Source organism: Enterobacter sp. HSTU-ASh6 (assembly GCF_026319105.1).
Lineage (GTDB): Bacteria > Pseudomonadota > Gammaproteobacteria > Enterobacterales > Enterobacteriaceae > Enterobacter > Enterobacter sichuanensis.
The window spans coordinates 115,193-131,578 of record NZ_WSPD01000003.1 but is presented as its reverse complement, the minus strand read 5'-3'; the positions used below and the strand labels follow the sequence as shown (position 1 = coordinate 131,578).

Below are 16,386 nucleotides of genomic sequence, written 5' to 3'. Positions count from 1 at the left end.
ACACTGCCAGAGGTCCTGATTATTCTGCGCCAGCACGAAAAATTAAGAATTTCCGTGGCAGGTTTCATTTGAAATAGTGTCAACAGCACAACAAACTATTGTCCGCAAATTGGACTATGCTGTATTCACCTCCAGTTTGAACAAGGATTGACATCACATTGCCTTAAATCAAATTAAACAAATTTATTTAAGTGGCGAAGGGATGTTATTGGTTTTTAAAATACAGGCTCTTTGAGTCGTCATCCCTTTATGGCGATATATCCCGCATGCAGGAAAGCGTGCGGAAATTATGTTGAGGTGGTTATGTTTAGAAAATTGGCAGCAGAATGCTTTGGTACATTCTGGCTGGTATTTGGTGGCTGCGGTAGCGCCGTTCTGGCAGCAGCATTCCCGGAATTAGGTATTGGTTTTGTCGGCGTGGCGCTGGCCTTTGGTTTAACCGTATTAACCATGGCCTTTGCCGTGGGTCATATTTCCGGCGGTCATTTTAACCCGGCCGTGACGTTGGGTTTATGGGCCGGCGGTCGTTTCCCGGCGAAAGAGGTGATCGGTTATATCGTCGCCCAGGTGGTGGGCGGTATTATTGCCGCAGCCGTTCTGTACGTCATCGCCAGCGGTAAAGAGGGCTTCGATGCGGCAGCCAGCGGTTTCGCCTCTAACGGCTTCGGCGAACACTCTCCGGGCGGATATTCCATGCTGTCGGCTATCGTGATTGAAATTGTGCTGACCGCTGGTTTCCTGCTGGTGATCCACGGCGCAACCGACAAACACGCACCTGCTGGTTTCGCGCCGATTGCCATTGGTCTGGCATTGACGCTTATCCACCTGATCTCCATTCCGGTCACCAACACCTCCGTTAACCCGGCGCGCAGTACCGCAGTGGCTATCTTCCAGGGTGGCTGGGCGCTGGAGCAGCTGTGGCTGTTCTGGGTCATGCCTATCGTCGGCGGTATTCTGGGCGGCGTGCTGTATCGCACCCTGCTGGAAAAACGCGATTAATCTTCCCTCCCTCTCCTGTGGGAGAGGGCCGGGGTGAGGGCAACAGGCCGCACACACAGGCCGGGTAAGGCGTAGCGCCACCCGGCTTTCTTTTTGCCGCTTTACTGAACAGCCTTTATTGGGTAGTGTCTCTGGCGCTCAACAGATACTCACAAGGACCGGCTGTTCATGTTTTCAGGACTCCTCATTATTCTGCTGCCCCTGATTGTGGGCTACCTTATCCCACTGCATCAGGAATCAGCCTTACGGCTGATTAACCGTTTTCTCAGCTGGATTGTTTACGTCATTCTTTTTTTTATGGGAATCAGCCTGGCCTTTCTGGATAACCTGGCGACCAATCTGCTGGCGATCCTGCATTATTCTGCGGTCACTGTTGTGGTTATTTTGCTGTGTAATATTGCCGCATTGTTCTGGCTTGAACGCACTATTCCGTGGAAAAACCACCACCATCAGGAAAAACTTCCGTCCCGCATAGCGATGGCGCTGGAATCATTAAAACTGTGCGGCGTCGTGGTGCTCGGTTTTCTTCTGGGGCTGACCGGCTGGGCGTTTTTACAGCACGCGACAGAGGCCAGCGAATATACGCTGATCTTCCTGCTGTTCCTGATTGGTATCCAGCTGCGAAATAATGGCATGACCCTGAAGCAAATTGTCCTCAATCGTCGGGGAATGATGGTCGCGGTTATTGTTATCGCCAGTTCTATGGTGGCGGGCGTGATTAACGCTTTTATTCTCAACCTGCCGCTGAAAACCGGTCTGGCCATGGCATCAGGGTTTGGCTGGTACTCCCTCTCCGGCATTCTGCTGACCGAGTCCTTCGGTCCGGTGATTGGCAGCGCCGCCTTCTTTAACGATCTGGCGCGTGAGCTGCTTGCTATCATGCTGATCCCGGGCCTGGTGCGCCGCAGCCGTTCTACCGCGCTGGGGCTTTGCGGCGCGACGTCGATGGACTTTACCCTCCCGGTACTGCAGCGTTCTGGCGGGCTGGAGATGGTCCCCGCCGCCATTGTTCACGGCTTTATTTTAAGCCTGCTGGTTCCCGTTCTGATGGCACTCTTCTCTGCCTGATACCTCTTTGGCGGTAGCGAACCTGCCGCCAAAATTGCGCTAAATCAAGCTCCCTCTATTTTGTCGTAGAAAGCCCTTTTCACCGTTCTGACACAGGCATAACCTTAAACATGTATATCAAATATAACTTTAACAGGTGTGATTATGTTTTGTGTGCAATGTGAACAAACCATCCGTACCCCGGCAGGCAATGGCTGCTCTTACGCACAGGGTATGTGCGGCAAAACCGCAGAAACATCTGACCTGCAGGACCTGCTGATTGCGGCCCTGCAAGGCCTTTCCGCATGGGCATCCAAAGCCCGCGAATACGGCATCATCGACCACTACGTCGACAGCTTCGCCCCGCGCGCCTTCTTTTCCACGCTGACCAACGTCAACTTCGACTCCCCGCGCATCGTCGGGTATGCCCGCGAAGCAATTGCCCTGCGTGAAGCGCTGAAAGCGCAGTGCCTGAAGGCGGATGCGAGCGCCCGCGTGGAACACCCGATGTCTGAACTTCAGCTGGTGAGTGACGATCTGGGCGAGTTGCAGCGTCAGGCGGCGGAATTCACTCCAAACAAAGACAAAGCCGTGATTGGTGAGAACATTCTCGGCCTGCGCCTGCTGTGCCTGTACGGTCTGAAAGGCGCTGCGGCGTATATGGAGCACGCGCACGTGCTCGGGAAGTCAGACAATGAGATTTACGCCCAGTACCACAACATCATGGCGTGGCTGGGGACCTGGCCTGCCGATATGAACGCGCTGCTGGAATGCTCCATGGAAATCGGCCAGATGAACTTCCGCGTAATGAGCATTCTGGATGCCGGTGAAACCAGCACCTATGGGCACCCAACGCCGACCCAGGTCAACGTCAAAGCGACCAAAGGCAAATGCATTCTGATCTCCGGTCATGACCTGAAAGATCTCTACAACCTGCTGAAACAGACCGAAGGCACCGGCGTTAACGTCTATACCCACGGGGAAATGCTACCGGCGCACGGCTATCCGGAGCTGCGTAAATTTACGCATCTGATCGGTAACTACGGCAGCGGCTGGCAGAACCAGCAGGTCGAGTTCGCCCGCTTCCCGGGTCCTGTTGTGATGACCTCAAACTGCATCATCGACCCGACCGTCGGGGCATATGACGACCGCATCTGGACCCGCAGCATCGTTGGCTGGCCGGGCGTGAGCCACCTTGAAGGTGACGATTTCGGTCCGGTGATTGCGCAGGCGCAGCAGATGGCTGGCTTCCCGTACAGCGAGATCCCGCATCTCATCACCGTCGGCTTCGGTCGCGAAACCCTGCTCGGCGCTGCAGATTCCCTGATTGACCTCGTCAGCCGTAAAAAACTGCGTCATATCTTCCTGATCGGCGGCTGCGACGGCGCGCGCGGCGAGCGTAACTACTTCACCGACTTCGCCACCCGCGTGCCGGAAGATTGCCTGATCCTGACTTTGGCCTGCGGTAAATACCGTTTCAACAAGCTGGACTTCGGCAACATCGAAGGTCTGCCGCGTCTGGTGGATGCAGGTCAGTGTAACGATGCTTACTCGGCGATCGTTCTGGCTGTCACCCTGGCGGAAAAACTGGGCTGTGGCGTAAACGATCTGCCGCTGTCTCTGGTGCTCTCCTGGTTTGAGCAGAAGGCCATCGTGATCCTGCTGACCCTGCTTTCGCTGGGCGTAACCAACATCGTCACCGGCCCGACCGCGCCAGGTTTCCTGACACCGGACCTGCTGGCCGTACTGAATGAAAAATTCGGTCTGCGTTCCGTGACCACCGTTGAAGAAGACATGCAGCAGCTGCTGAGCGCGTAAGGAGTTATTCATGACCATGCCAACCTCACAATGTCCGTGGCGGATGCAGGTCCATCACATCCATCAGGAGACGCCGGATGTGTGGACGCTGTCACTGCTGTGCCATGACTACTATCCGTACCGCGCGGGTCAGTATGCACTGGTCAGTGTCCGCAACAGTGCGGATACGCTGCGCGCCTACACGCTTTCCTCGACGCCGGGCGTGAGCGAGTACATTACGCTGACCATCCGCCGTATTGATGACGGGGCAGGCTCCCGGTGGCTGACCCAGGACGTGAAGCGTGGAGATTACCTCTGGCTGTCTGACGCCCAGGGCGATTTCACCTGTGACGACAAAGCAGAGGATAAGTTCCTGCTGCTGGCGGCCGGTTGTGGCGTGACGCCGATTATGTCAATGCGCCGCTGGCTGGCCAAAAACCGCCCGCAGGCTGACGTGCAGGTGATCTTCAGCGTGCGTTCACCGGACGATGTGATCTTTGCCGACGAATGGCGCAACTATCCGGTCACGCTGGTGGCAGAACGCAACGCGACGCACGGTTTTGTCGCGGGGCGTCTGAACCGCGAACTGCTGCGAAGCGTACCGGATATCGCAAACCGTACCGTGATGACCTGCGGCCCGGCGCCGTACATGGCTATTGTGGAAGAGGACGTAAAAGCGCTCGGCGTCCCCCGCTTCTTCAAAGAGCAGTTCTTCACGCCGGTGGCAGAGGCGGCAACCAGCGGGATCCAGTTCACCAAACTGCAACCGGCGCAGACCTTCTTTGGCCGCGTGGGCACCACGCTGCTGGAGGCGCTGGAGAGCAATAAAGTACCGGTGGCTGCAGCCTGTCGTGCTGGCGTGTGTGGGTGCTGTAAAACGAAAGTGGTGTCCGGTGATTATACCGTCACCAGCACCATGACGCTGACGGACGCAGAGATCGCGGAAGGTTACGTGCTGGCGTGTTCGTGCCATCCGCAGGGCGATCTGGTCCTCGCATAAACAATAAACGCTCGTTCGTAGGCCCGGTAAGCGTCAGCGCCACCGGGCTTTTTTGGCGGGTGGCACTGCGTTTACCCGGCCTACAACTACCCTACCGCCACGCGGGCGCTTTCCCCAGCGCGTAACGCCCGGCTCCTAAAAACGCCACCGCCAGCGAGCCGATAAAGAAGTACATCAGGCTCTCAATCGCCCAGGCCCCCACGGCATCCAGCGCAAAGGTTTTGCCCGTGCCCACCATCAGCCATGCCACGATCATGGTGAACGCCAGCACCAGCGCCGCCGGGCGCGTGAAGAGCCCGACGATAATCAGGATCGGTGCCACCACTTCGCCAATCAGCACACCGTAAGCGATAAATCCCGGCAATCCTTTTTCCACCAGCATGCCGCTGATAAACCCGACGCCGCCAAACAACTTGTGTAAACCGTGAAACAGCATCAGCCCGCCGACGGCAAGTCGTAACAAGAGTTTGCCGAGATCGTCACACGCGAGCTTTTCATTTACAGCCATTAACAATGATTTAACCATTTGAAATCCTTTATTTTTCACCCTGTACCCGAACAGATTATGCCGAACAATCACTCATGAAAACCACCTTTAAATGAGGGGGATTGCGCAGGCAATACAGTGACTTTCTTCTAAGCTTGTAGGCGAAATCACAAAAAGGAGACGGACCACCATGAAACAAACCGTGGCTGCATATATAGCGAAGACCCTGGAACAGGCAGGCGTAAAACGTATCTGGGGCGTAACCGGGGATTCCCTTAACGGCCTCAGCGATAGCCTTAACAGGATGAAGACCATTGAATGGATGTCGACCCGTCATGAAGAGGTCGCCGCCTTTGCTGCCGGTGCCGAAGCACAGCTCACGGGTGAACTGGCCGTCTGCGCCGGGTCGTGCGGGCCGGGTAACCTGCATCTGATCAACGGGCTGTTCGACTGCCACCGCAATCACGTACCGGTGCTGGCGATAGCCGCCCACATCCCCTCTTCCGAAATCGGCAGCGGCTATTTTCAGGAGACGCATCCGCAGGAGCTGTTCCGTGAATGCAGCCACTATTGCGAGCTGGTTTCATCCCCGGAGCAGATCCCTCAGGTGCTGGCCATCGCCATGCGCAAGGCGGTGCTGAACCGGGGCGTTTCTGTGGTCGTCATCCCGGGCGACGTGGCCCTGAAGGCGGCGCCTGAAGGGGCCAGTACCCACTGGTACCACGCGCCGCAGCCGGTCATCACCCCAGCGGAAGAGGAGCTGAAAAAGCTGGCGCAGCTGCTGCGCTACTCAAGCAATATCGCCCTGATGTGCGGCAGCGGCTGTGCTGGCGCGCACAAGGAGCTGCTTGAATTTGCGGGCAAGCTGAAAGCCCCGATAGTTCATGCCCTGCGCGGCAAAGAGCACGTCGAGTACGACAACCCCTATGACGTGGGAATGACCGGGCTGATCGGTTTTTCCAGCGGCTTCCACACCATGATGAACGCCGACACCCTGATTTTGCTCGGCACCCAGTTCCCGTATCGCGCGTTCTACCCGACGGATGCCAAAATCATTCAGATTGATATCAACCCGGCCAGCATCGGCGCACACAGTAAGGTCGATATGGCGCTGGTGGGGGACATCAAATCCACCCTTGCCGCCCTGCTGCCGCTGCTGGAAGAGAAAACAGATCGCAGGTTCCTCGACAAGGCCCTCAGCGATTATCGCGATGCCCGCAAGGGGCTGGACGACCTCGCCAAACCGAGCGACAAAGCGATCCATCCACAGTATCTGGCCCAGCAGATCAGTCATTTCGCAGACGACGATGCCATCTTCACCTGTGACGTAGGCACCCCCACCGTCTGGGCAGCGCGCTATCTGAAAATGAACGGCAAACGCCGTCTGCTCGGCTCGTTCAACCACGGCTCGATGGCGAACGCCATGCCGCAGGCGCTGGGAGCAAAAGCGACAGCGCCGGAGCGTCAGGTGGTGGCGATGTGCGGCGATGGCGGGTTCAGCATGCTGATGGGGGATTTCCTGTCGGTGGTACAAATGAAGCTGCCGCTGAAAATCGTGGTCTTTAATAACAGCGTGCTGGGCTTTGTGGCGATGGAGATGAAAGCTGGCGGCTATCTGACAGATGGCACCGAGTTGCACGACACCAACTTCGCGCGCATCGCCGAGGCCTGTGGCATTACCGGCATACGCGTGGAGAAAGCGTCAGAGGTGGATGAAGCCCTGCAGCGCGCCTTTTCCATCGACGGCCCGGTGCTGGTGGATGTCGTGGTCGCCAAAGAGGAGCTGGCCATCCCGCCGCAGATCAAGCTGGAGCAGGCCAAAGGCTTTAGCCTCTACATGCTGCGTGCGATCATCAGCGGCCGCGGCGATGAGGTGATCGAACTGGCAAAAACCAACTGGCTCAGGTAAAACATCTGGCATCGCCTTTTAAATATAAGGACATGCCATGATTGATTTACGCAGTGATACCGTTACCCGCCCGAGTCGCGCCATGCTCGAAGAGATGATGGCCGCCCCGGTCGGGGACGACGTTTACGGTGACGATCCGACCGTAAACGAGCTGCAGCGCTATGCCGCGGAGCTCAGCGGCAAAGAGGCCGCCCTGTTCCTGCCCACCGGAACCCAGGCTAACCTGGTGGCGCTGCTCAGCCACTGCGAGCGCGGCGAAGAGTACATTGTCGGCCAGGGGGCACATAACTATCTCTACGAAGCAGGCGGTGCCGCAGTGCTGGGCAGCATTCAGCCGCAGCCGATTGACGCCGCACCGGACGGCACCCTGCCGCTCGACAAAGTCGCCGCGAAAATCAAAGCCGACGATATCCATTTCGCCCGCACCCGGCTGCTCAGCCTCGAAAACACCCATAACGGCAAAGTCCTGCCGCGCGAGTACCTGAAAGCGGCGTGGGAATTCACCCGCGAACGCAAACTCGGGCTGCACGTGGACGGCGCGCGTATTTTTAACGCCGTGGTGGCCTACGGCTGCGAGCTGAAAGAGATTACGCAATACTGCGATTCGTTCACCATCTGCCTCTCTAAAGGGCTGGGTACGCCTGTCGGCTCCCTGCTGGTGGGCAACGCGGACTACATTAAGCGCGCGAACCGCTGGCGCAAGATGACCGGCGGCGGCATGCGCCAGGCCGGTATTCTGGCGGCGGCGGGTCTGTATGCCCTGAAAAACAACGTGGCGCGCCTGAAGGACGATCACGACAATGCCGCGTGGATGGCGACGCAGCTGCGTGAAATTGGCGCCGACGTGATGCGCCACGACACCAACATGCTGTTCGTTCGCGTGGGCGATGACCATGCCGCGGCGCTGGGTGAGTTTCTGAAAGCGCGTGGCGTGCTGATCAATGCGTCACCCGTTGTGCGTCTGGTGATGCATCTCGACGTGAGTCGCGCAAAGCTGGCGGACGTGGTGAAACACTGGCAGGCCTTTTTACAGCGTTAAGGAGCAGAACGTGCCGCAGCGTATTCTGGTGCTTGGCGCCAGCGGGTATATCGGTCAGCATCTCACCGCGGCGTTAAGCCAGCAGGGGCATCAGGTGCTGGCGGCGGCACGCAACACGGAACGCCTGCAAAAGCAGAACCTGCCCGGCGTGACCTGCCACAACGTCGACCTCAACTGGCCTGTCGCGCTGCCAGCACTGCTGGAGGGGGTCGATACGCTTTATTACCTGGTGCACAGCATGGGCGAAGGGGGCGATTTTATCGCCCACGAACGTCAGGTGGCCCTCAACGTGCGCGATGCGCTGCGGCAAACGCCGGTGAAGCAGGTGATTTTTTTAAGTTCGCTTCAGGCCCCTGAAAATGCGCAGTCCGATCATCTGCGTGCGCGCCAGCTTACCGCTGACACGTTGCGCAGTGCGAACATTCCCGTCACGGAACTGCGCGCCGGCATTATCGTCGGTGCCGGTTCCGCTGCCTTCGAAGTGATGCGCGATATGGTCTACAACCTGCCGGTGCTCACGCCGCCGCGCTGGGTCCGCTCGCGTACCACGCCCATCGCGCTGGAGAATCTGCTGCATTATCTGGTGGCATTACTGGATCATCCGGCGGAGCAGCACCGCGTGTTCGAAGCCGCTGGCCCGGAAGTGCTGAGCTATCAGGAACAGTTTGAACACTTTATGCGCGTCAGCGGCCGTCGACGCTGGCTGATCCCGATCCCCTTCCCGACCCGCTGGATCTCGGTGTGGTTTTTGAATGTGATCACCTCCGTCCCGCCGACGACCGCCAAGGCCCTGATCCAGGGGCTGAAACACGATCTGCTGGCAGACGATAGCGCGCTCCGCGCCTTAATTCCCCAGCCGTTGATCCGCTTTGACGAGGCCGTGCGCAACACCCTGCAAGAAGAGGCGCAGCTGGTGAACTCCAGCGACTGGGGCTACGACGCCCAGGCGTTTGCCCGCTGGCGGCCGGAGTACGGTTATTACCCGAAACAGGCAGGCTGCACGGTAAAAACCCCGGCAAGCCTGGCCGCGCTGTGGGAGGTGGTAAACCAGATTGGCGGTAAAGAGCGCTATTTCTTCGGCAACCTGCTCTGGCAAACCCGCGGAGCGATGGACCTGCTGGTGGGCCACCGGCTGGCAAAAGGCCGCCCGGCGCGCCCGTATCTTGAGGTGGGCGACGCGGTGGACAGCTGGAAGGTGATCATCGTCGAACCGGAAAAACAGCTGGCACTGCTGTTCGGTATGAAAGCGCCGGGACTCGGCCGGCTTTGCTTTACCCTGAAAGACAAAGGCGATCATCGTGAACTGGACGTCCGCGCCTGGTGGCATCCGCACGGCATGCCCGGTCTGTTCTACTGGTTGTTTATGATCCCGGCGCACCTGTTTATCTTTCGCGGGATGGCAAAGCGGATTGCGCAACGGGCAGAACAAAAGACGGAAAAGATCTAAATAAAACTCTCTTTCTTTCACCTTTCCCATTGCATAGCGCCGTAATTCACGAAAGAATGCGCACGAAATTCTTTTCAACACAGTGGATTGATATGAAGGTACTGGTTACCGGGGCGACCAGCGGCTTAGGCCGAAATGCGGTCGAATTTCTGCGCAACAAGGGCATCAGCGTCAGGGCTACCGGTCGCAACGAAGCGATGGGTAAACTGCTGCAAAAAATGGGCGCAGAGTTCGTCCATGCCGATCTGACGGAGCTGGTCTCCTCTCAGGCCAAAGTGATGCTCGCCGGTATCGATACCCTGTGGCACTGCTCCAGCTTTACCTCTCCGTGGGGTACCCAGGAAGCCTTTGATCTCGCCAACGTGCGGGCCACCCGCCGTCTGGGCGAATGGGCCGTCGCCTGGGGCGTGCGTAACTTTATTCATATCTCCTCTCCGTCGCTCTATTTCGACTATCACCACCACCGCGATGTGCAGGAAGATTTCCGGCCAGCCCGTTTTGCCTGTGAGTTTGCCCGCAGCAAGGCAGCCAGCGAAGAGGTAATTGATCTGCTGGCACAGTCGAACCCGCATACCCGTTTTACGATCCTGCGTCCGCAGAGCCTGTTCGGACCGCACGACAAAGTGTTTATTCCCCGTCTGGCGCAGATGATGCACCACTACGGCAGCGTGCTGCTGCCGCGCGGCGGCGACGCGCTGGTGGATATGACCTATTACGAAAATGCGGTCCACGCCATGTGGCTGGCCAGCCAGCCGGACTGCGATACGCTGATTTCCGGTCGCGCCTATAACATCACCAACGGCGAGCCCTGTACGCTTCGCAGCATTGTGCAGCGCCTGATTGATGAGCTGCAGATCAACTGCCGTATCCGTTCCGTGCCTTACCCGATGCTGGATATGATCGCCCGCAGCATGGAGCGTTTTGGCAGTAAATCGGCCAAAGAGCCTGCGCTGACCCACTATGGCGTCTCTAAGCTAAATTTTGATTTCACGCTGGATATTTCCCGCGCGGAGAATGAGCTGGGGTATAAGCCGATTGTGACGCTGGATGAAGGGATTGTGCGTACCGCGGCGTGGCTGCGGGATCACGGGAAGTTGCATCGGTAGTTAATCTGGTGCGGCCTGATGCCCTCTCCCACAGGGAGAGGGAGTAAAGACTAAAACGGCAACCTTTCGGTTGCCGTTTTGTTTTTACAGAGCCGTCCAGGCTTCAGACCATGCCAGACCCGCGCCTGGTTCATAGTATGCCGGGGCGTTGTTACACCAGCCGCTGTACGGGAACGGTTTGCACTGGAACAGTTTACCGTGGTTGTTCACGATATCGCCTGCGCTGTACTTGCTGTTCGCGCTCCACGCCGGGTAGGTACCTTCATCCTGAGACGGGGTCGCCGCTTTGGCTTTGACGTTCAGCAGGTAAGTGGTGGTGCTGCTCAGTTCACCATCGCTGACGGTCAGGCTGACTTCGTACTGTTTCGCCGTGGCGGCTTCTGGTGCCGTAAAGGTGATCACCGCTTTGTCCTGACCGGTCACCGTCTGGCCGTCCTGGGAACGCCAGGTGTAAGTCAGCTGGTTACCGTCTTCGTCAGTAGAACCTTCCGCGCTCAGAGACACCTGCGCACCCGCTTCAACCGCACCAATCGGACCGGCAATCTGCGCAACCGGTGCGTGGCTTACCGGAGCCGGCGTGTTGTCAGCAGGCGTATTATCCGCTGGGGTATTGTCTGCTGGCGTGTTGTCCGCTGGCGTATTATCTGCCGGGGTGTTGTCAGCAGGGGTGTTATCCGCCGGGTTCACATTTGAGCCATCGTCATTCACGATCTTCACGTTAAAGAACTTCTGTACACACTTGGTGTAGTCGCCGTCTTTGAACGCGCTGAATGGCGTCTGGTAGCCCACCAGCTGGCACGCGTAGGTTTTGCCGTCAGGCGTATCCGCGCTCCATCCCCAGTCCTGCTCCCAGTAAATCTTCAGGGCACCCGCGCCGCCTTCATCGAACTGCTTCATGTTGGCACAGCCCAGCACTTCATCAGCAGGAACAGGCACTTTCAGGTAGTTTGCGAACTCTTTGTAGTACTTGATACGGTTCTGAGACTGGGCAATCTCGGTCGGACCGCCGCACTCAACGCCGCCGTTGATGATCTGGGTGGTGACACCGAAGCCTGGGACCAGGCCGTTAGCCTTGTCGTGGTCGTTCGGCTGCCAGGTCCCGTCGATAACCTGCAGCATGCTTGGTTTTGGCGGTTGTGGATAGGCGAAGAAGAAGATCGCACTCGCCAGGTTCAGCCAGGTGTCTGCCACCAGCTCTGGTTTGTCGAGCAGCGTGCGGACATCGCCATACATCGCTTCAGAGAACGGACCGTAGTTATAGTTGTAAGAAAGCTGTTTCGCACCGCGACCGAAGTAGCTCAGGAAATCGCCGTCTTTGTCTTTACCGCACGGCCAGGTCTGACCCTGCCAGACGCTGGTATTACATTCGCCGTTATAACCGCCCTTCTGGCCTTCGCTCCAGCCCATTTCACGCACGTACACCAGCGCCTGACGCCATTCAGCTTCCGGACGCCAGCTTTCGTGCCCCCCCGTTTCCTGCGCAAAGTGAGCAAACATGGTTGCCAGCTCTTTACGGCAGATGGCATCGCTGTTGCGGCCGTCTTTATAGGTGTCGCACAGTGCAGGGAATTTACCCACCGCTTTCAGGAAGTTGCTGTAGCTGTAATCCTTCGCGCGCAGTGGGAACAGGTATTCCCAGTCGCTCTCTTTCAGGATCCCTTCAACGCGTTTTACGTTATCCGGGTTTGCCGCACGGCCTGGCTCAATCTGCTCAACTGACGCGTTGTCCAGCGTACGGATAGTATCCTTCACGGATTTCATCAGCGGGAAATCGGTGAGCGCTTTCTCCTTTTTCGCCAGATCGCTGGCTTTCATGGTGTAAGGCTCGCTGTTATCCGCCTTCAGCATGGTGGCCTGAGCAATAACAGGTGCTACGCATGCACCTGCAATAAGCACGCTCAGTAATGTCCTTTTATTCATCTCGGTTATTCCTGTTAATTTCGATAGTGTTAAATAAAAATCCAGCTTATTTATTAATCCATTAATAAATAAACTCCAGACAGCTGCTTTTCATTTTCTGAAGAATACGTATTGGTACTCTTCAAAAAAGAAAAAACTCACCAGTCATTTCTTTCATAGGCAACGGATTTGAGTTGCTGATATTTTTCCCAGACTTTATGGGCATACACCATGCGTTTGGGGTAATTCTCTTTTTTGAGTCCGGCGTTATAAGCGCCGACGGCTTCCCAGTTATAACCGTAAACTTTAATCATGCCTGAGAGGATCGATGCGCCCACCATAATGGAGGTACAAGGTTCAGTCATGAGTCTTCGCTCGCTGATACCGTGTTGTTCAAGCGCCGTAAAGTGCGTGCTGTTAATTTGCATTAATCCCACATCAATCGTGCCATCGTGATTTTTCCCGACAGCGTAGGGATTCATTCCTGATTCAACATTAGCAATCGCATACAACAAATACGGATCGACATGATAATAGTGCGCTGCTTTATTCCAGCAATTCGCTAACGCGCTTTGGCTTAATATTAATAACAGAAACAGTAAACGCTTCATTATTCACCTGCTGTGGTATGACTCGATTCTCCTTAAACACGTCCTGTTAAATTAGGTGAAGTGGCTGGTCACACCCGAAGCGGGGTGTGACCAGTAATTGTGGGCAGATATCGCACCCACAATTTCACATCAGAAGATTATTTGCAGTCCGCAGACGCGCCTTCTTTCACCCATACATCGCTGTTACCGGGTTTGTCGCCCTGAGTCCACCATTTCGCACGGTATTCAAAGCCCTGATAGGACGTTTTGTCACCACCGTTGTAGACTTTATCGGCACGCCAGTTCATTTTCACCTGGCTGACCATTTCCCATGCGTCTGCATCAAAGCCAGGTTTGTTGCCCTGAGTCCAGTATTTCGCTTTCCATACCAGATTATCGGAACTGACCATATCGCCATTGTTGTAGACTTTGCTGGATTCCCATGCCGCATATTTGCTGGCGTTGGCGTCAACCGGGTTGTCACAGCTGCCGGTTGCTTGCCCTTCGTCAGAAGGTTTGTCGCCTTCGTCAGCGGGGGTGTTGTCTTCATCAGGCACAACCGGCGTTGCTTTCGGCGTGACCGTAACCTGTACGTTAGACTGAACGCTGGCTTTGCCGTCGCTCACCATCACGCTCAGGGTGTAGGTTGAGTCAGTGCTCACATCCGGTGCGGTGATCTGTACGCTTGAGGTGTTCGTACCGGTGGCGTGCATATCAGATGGAACGCTCCAGGTATAGGTCAGTGCATCACCATCTGGATCCGCAGCCTGTACGTTCAGGGTATAAGACTGGCCTGCTTCCAGGGTTACAGCCTGCATCTGGTTAACCACTGGAGCCTGGTTCGCTTTCGGCGCCTTGTTCACAACCTGAACATCAGCGGTGCTGCTCAGACCTTTAGGATCGGTCACGGTCAGACGGAATGCCAGGGTCTGGTTGCTGGTCACCGCGCCAACGGAGAAGGTCGCTTTCGCTTTGGTGCTGTTGGTCAGCGTGACGGATGGGCCAGAGATCTGGGTCCACTTGTACGTCAGCGCATCGCCATCAGGATCGGTAGACGCAGAGCCGTCCAGGGTGACAGTTGCCGGACCGGTCACGGTTTGATCCGCAGCGGAGGCAATTGGCGCATGGTTAGTCACCACCGGATCCGGCGTTGAACCACCCAGCAGGCTTTCGTTCATCGCGTTCAGGATGTCACCGTTATCAGAGTCGATAGACCAGGCGAACAGACCACCGAGGTTTTTGGCCATCACGTATTTACCTTTCGCCGTCGCGGAACGGGCATCTTCATAAGAGATCAGCTCGCCGGTAGACTTGTTAAAGACGTATGGCGCTTCAGCATCCGCGTCATAACCGTATTCCTAGCCTGGCTTGCCTTTGTACTCGTTCACAATCTGACGATAGTCAACAACGCCGGGTTCCCAGGTGCCTTTCACGGCGTCAGTCGCCGTACCGGTGAACGGGTTGTCGCCAGTGTAACCGTGAACGCCCTTCCAGCCGCGGCCATACATGCCGGTACCCACCACGATTTTGCCTGGCTGTACGCCCTGCTGCAGCAGCGCGTCAACGCCGTTAGAGGTGGTGTAGTTGGTGTCCGGACGCCATGCTGGCGCATGCAGTGCCGCCTGGTGGCCGAGATCGGTCATGCTCCACGCACCGTAGAAGTCATAGCTCATCAGGAAGATGTGGTCGAGGTACTGCTGCGCCGTGGTGTAGTCCACGTCTTCGATCTTATCTTTGCCCGCACCGATAGCGCTGGTCAGCTCATAGGTACGTCCGGTTTCCGCAGACAGCTCGTTCAGCATGGTGCGCAGATCGTGCATCAGCGCGGTATAGGTCGCTTTATCCTGCTGAGCATTACCCAGACCTTCGTTTACACCGCCGCCGCCAGGGAATTCCCAGTCGATATCCACGCCGTCGAAGAATTTCCAGGTTTTCAGGAAGTCTTTAACAGACGCCACGAAGCGGGCACGGATCGCGGTGTCGTTCATATGATAGAACGGATCGGACATGGTCCAGCCGCCGATGGATGGCAGGATCTTCAGGTCCGGATGGGCTTTTTTCAGCGCCATTAGCTGGCCAAAGTTACCTTTGTACGGGTCGTCCCAGTTAGATACGCCAGATTGTGGCATCTGCAGCGCAGCCCACGGATCGTGGATCGCCACAGTGTAGTCAGGACGGCCAGCACAGGCTTTCTGAAGGTTTGCGAAGCTGTTGCCATTCTCAACGGTTTTCAGACCGTCGTTGATGCCGTCACCGCCACAAATTGGAATGAAGCCGTACAGGAGGTGGTTCAGGTTAGAGGCTGGAATTTTATCAACCGGGAACTGACGACCGTATACGCCCCACTCAGGGAAGTAAGCGGCAACCACTTTATCGGTATGCTGTGCGAAGGTTTTGTTGTTTTCACGCATAGGCGCATTCAGCGGCTGCAGGTGGCTACCGTCGGTATCCGCAACGATAATCAGCTTGCTGGCGCTTTTGGTACAACCGCTGGTGTTACAGAGTTCAACCTGTTCCTGGTAACGGCCACCTTTTTTCACTTTAAAGGTCGCAGAGCCAGAGGCACCGGCAGCGCCAGACCATACGGTCTGACCGTCGAGCAGGACTTTACCGGTGGTCGGCGCATCGCCGCTCCAGACGTTCCACTCCACCTTCACGTCAACGCCATCGTTATGGACCTTAACGAGGTTACCGTAGTCCACCACAGACTGATCCACTTCAACGATAGCAAATTTGTCATTACCGCTGCTGATAGTTGGCGTACCTGGGGCTGCGGCGAACGCAGAGCCGGAGACGGCGGCGACAAACAGTGCCAGATAAGTTGGCTTCATAAATTTCATTATTAATTCCTGATAATCTTATTTGTGATAAATTAAAACAACCATGTATTCCATATAACATGGGCGGGTAGTGAATATATTATTTAACTAAAACCGTGAGCCTTACTTAATTAAACCAGACAGCTATTACGCTAAATTATCCTCCCTAAAAAGACATAAGCGACAATCCTTACAGTTTATGCCTCTTACAATACGCCGGGAATTTAATAAAATCCTGCCATTCCCT

Annotated in this window: 11 protein-coding genes and 1 pseudogene; 8 read left to right on the top strand and 4 right to left on the bottom strand. The window is 56.3% G+C overall.

Features of this window, described 5'->3' with window-relative positions:
* Positions 1 to 303 precede the first annotated feature (303 nt).
* From aqpZ to hcr, 4 genes are all read left to right on the top strand, one after another.
* Complete coding sequence (gene aqpZ, locus GM298_RS04675; protein ID WP_045284514.1) at positions 304 to 999, top strand: aquaporin Z; 696 nt, start codon at positions 304 to 306, stop codon at positions 997 to 999.
* 168 nt (positions 1,000 to 1,167) lie between these two features.
* Entirely contained in the window at positions 1,168 to 2,067 is a 900-nt protein-coding gene (locus GM298_RS04670; protein ID WP_225285015.1) for a lysine exporter LysO family protein, read from the top strand.
* Positions 2,068 to 2,211: 144 nt separating this feature from the next.
* Entirely contained in the window at positions 2,212 to 3,864 is a 1,653-nt protein-coding gene (hcp, locus tag GM298_RS04665; RefSeq protein ID WP_095449423.1) for a hydroxylamine reductase, read from the top strand.
* A gap of 10 nt (positions 3,865 to 3,874) precedes the next feature.
* Positions 3,875 to 4,843, top strand: a complete 969-nt coding sequence (gene hcr / locus GM298_RS04660) for an NADH oxidoreductase (protein WP_266153686.1) — start codon at positions 3,875 to 3,877, stop codon at positions 4,841 to 4,843.
* 91 nt (positions 4,844 to 4,934) lie between these two features.
* Here the strand turns inward: hcr and GM298_RS04655 are convergent, their stop codons facing one another.
* Positions 4,935 to 5,369, bottom strand: a complete 435-nt coding sequence (locus tag GM298_RS04655) for a DoxX family protein (RefSeq protein WP_025756042.1) — start codon at positions 5,367 to 5,369, stop codon at positions 4,935 to 4,937.
* A 151-nt stretch (positions 5,370 to 5,520) separates the two neighbouring features.
* Between GM298_RS04655 and poxB the strand changes: the two genes are divergently transcribed.
* The 4 genes from poxB to GM298_RS04635 all read left to right on the top strand — a co-directional run bounded on the left by poxB (position 5,521) and on the right by GM298_RS04635 (position 10,831).
* Positions 5,521 to 7,239: a ubiquinone-dependent pyruvate dehydrogenase gene (gene poxB / locus GM298_RS04650; protein WP_059386154.1), complete on the top strand. Its 1,719-nt coding sequence runs from the start codon at positions 5,521 to 5,523 to the stop codon at positions 7,237 to 7,239.
* Positions 7,240 to 7,276: 37 nt separating this feature from the next.
* Entirely contained in the window at positions 7,277 to 8,278 is a 1,002-nt protein-coding gene (gene ltaE, locus GM298_RS04645; protein WP_266153684.1) for a low-specificity L-threonine aldolase, read from the top strand.
* Positions 8,279 to 8,288: 10 nt separating this feature from the next.
* Complete coding sequence (locus tag GM298_RS04640) at positions 8,289 to 9,725, top strand: SDR family oxidoreductase (protein WP_095449419.1); 1,437 nt, start codon at positions 8,289 to 8,291, stop codon at positions 9,723 to 9,725.
* A 92-nt stretch (positions 9,726 to 9,817) separates the two neighbouring features.
* A complete protein-coding gene (locus tag GM298_RS04635) occupies positions 9,818 to 10,831 on the top strand; it encodes an NAD-dependent epimerase/dehydratase family protein (protein WP_025756046.1) in 1,014 nt (337 codons plus the stop codon).
* An 84-nt stretch (positions 10,832 to 10,915) separates the two neighbouring features.
* On the opposite strand, the gene GM298_RS04630 is transcribed toward GM298_RS04635, so the two are convergent.
* The 3 genes and pseudogenes from GM298_RS04630 to GM298_RS04620 all read right to left on the bottom strand — a co-directional run bounded on the left by GM298_RS04630 (position 10,916) and on the right by GM298_RS04620 (position 16,160).
* Positions 10,916 to 12,751, bottom strand: coding sequence for a glycoside hydrolase family 19 protein (locus GM298_RS04630; RefSeq protein ID WP_266153683.1), 1,836 nt, complete (start codon positions 12,749 to 12,751; stop codon positions 10,916 to 10,918).
* A 137-nt stretch (positions 12,752 to 12,888) separates the two neighbouring features.
* Positions 12,889 to 13,341, bottom strand: a complete 453-nt coding sequence (gene iagB / locus GM298_RS04625) for a type III secretion system invasion protein IagB (RefSeq protein ID WP_266153682.1) — start codon at positions 13,339 to 13,341, stop codon at positions 12,889 to 12,891.
* A gap of 137 nt (positions 13,342 to 13,478) precedes the next feature.
* Positions 13,479 to 16,160: pseudogene (locus tag GM298_RS04620) on the bottom strand (glycosyl hydrolase family 18 protein).
* Positions 16,161 to 16,386 lie beyond the last annotated feature (226 nt).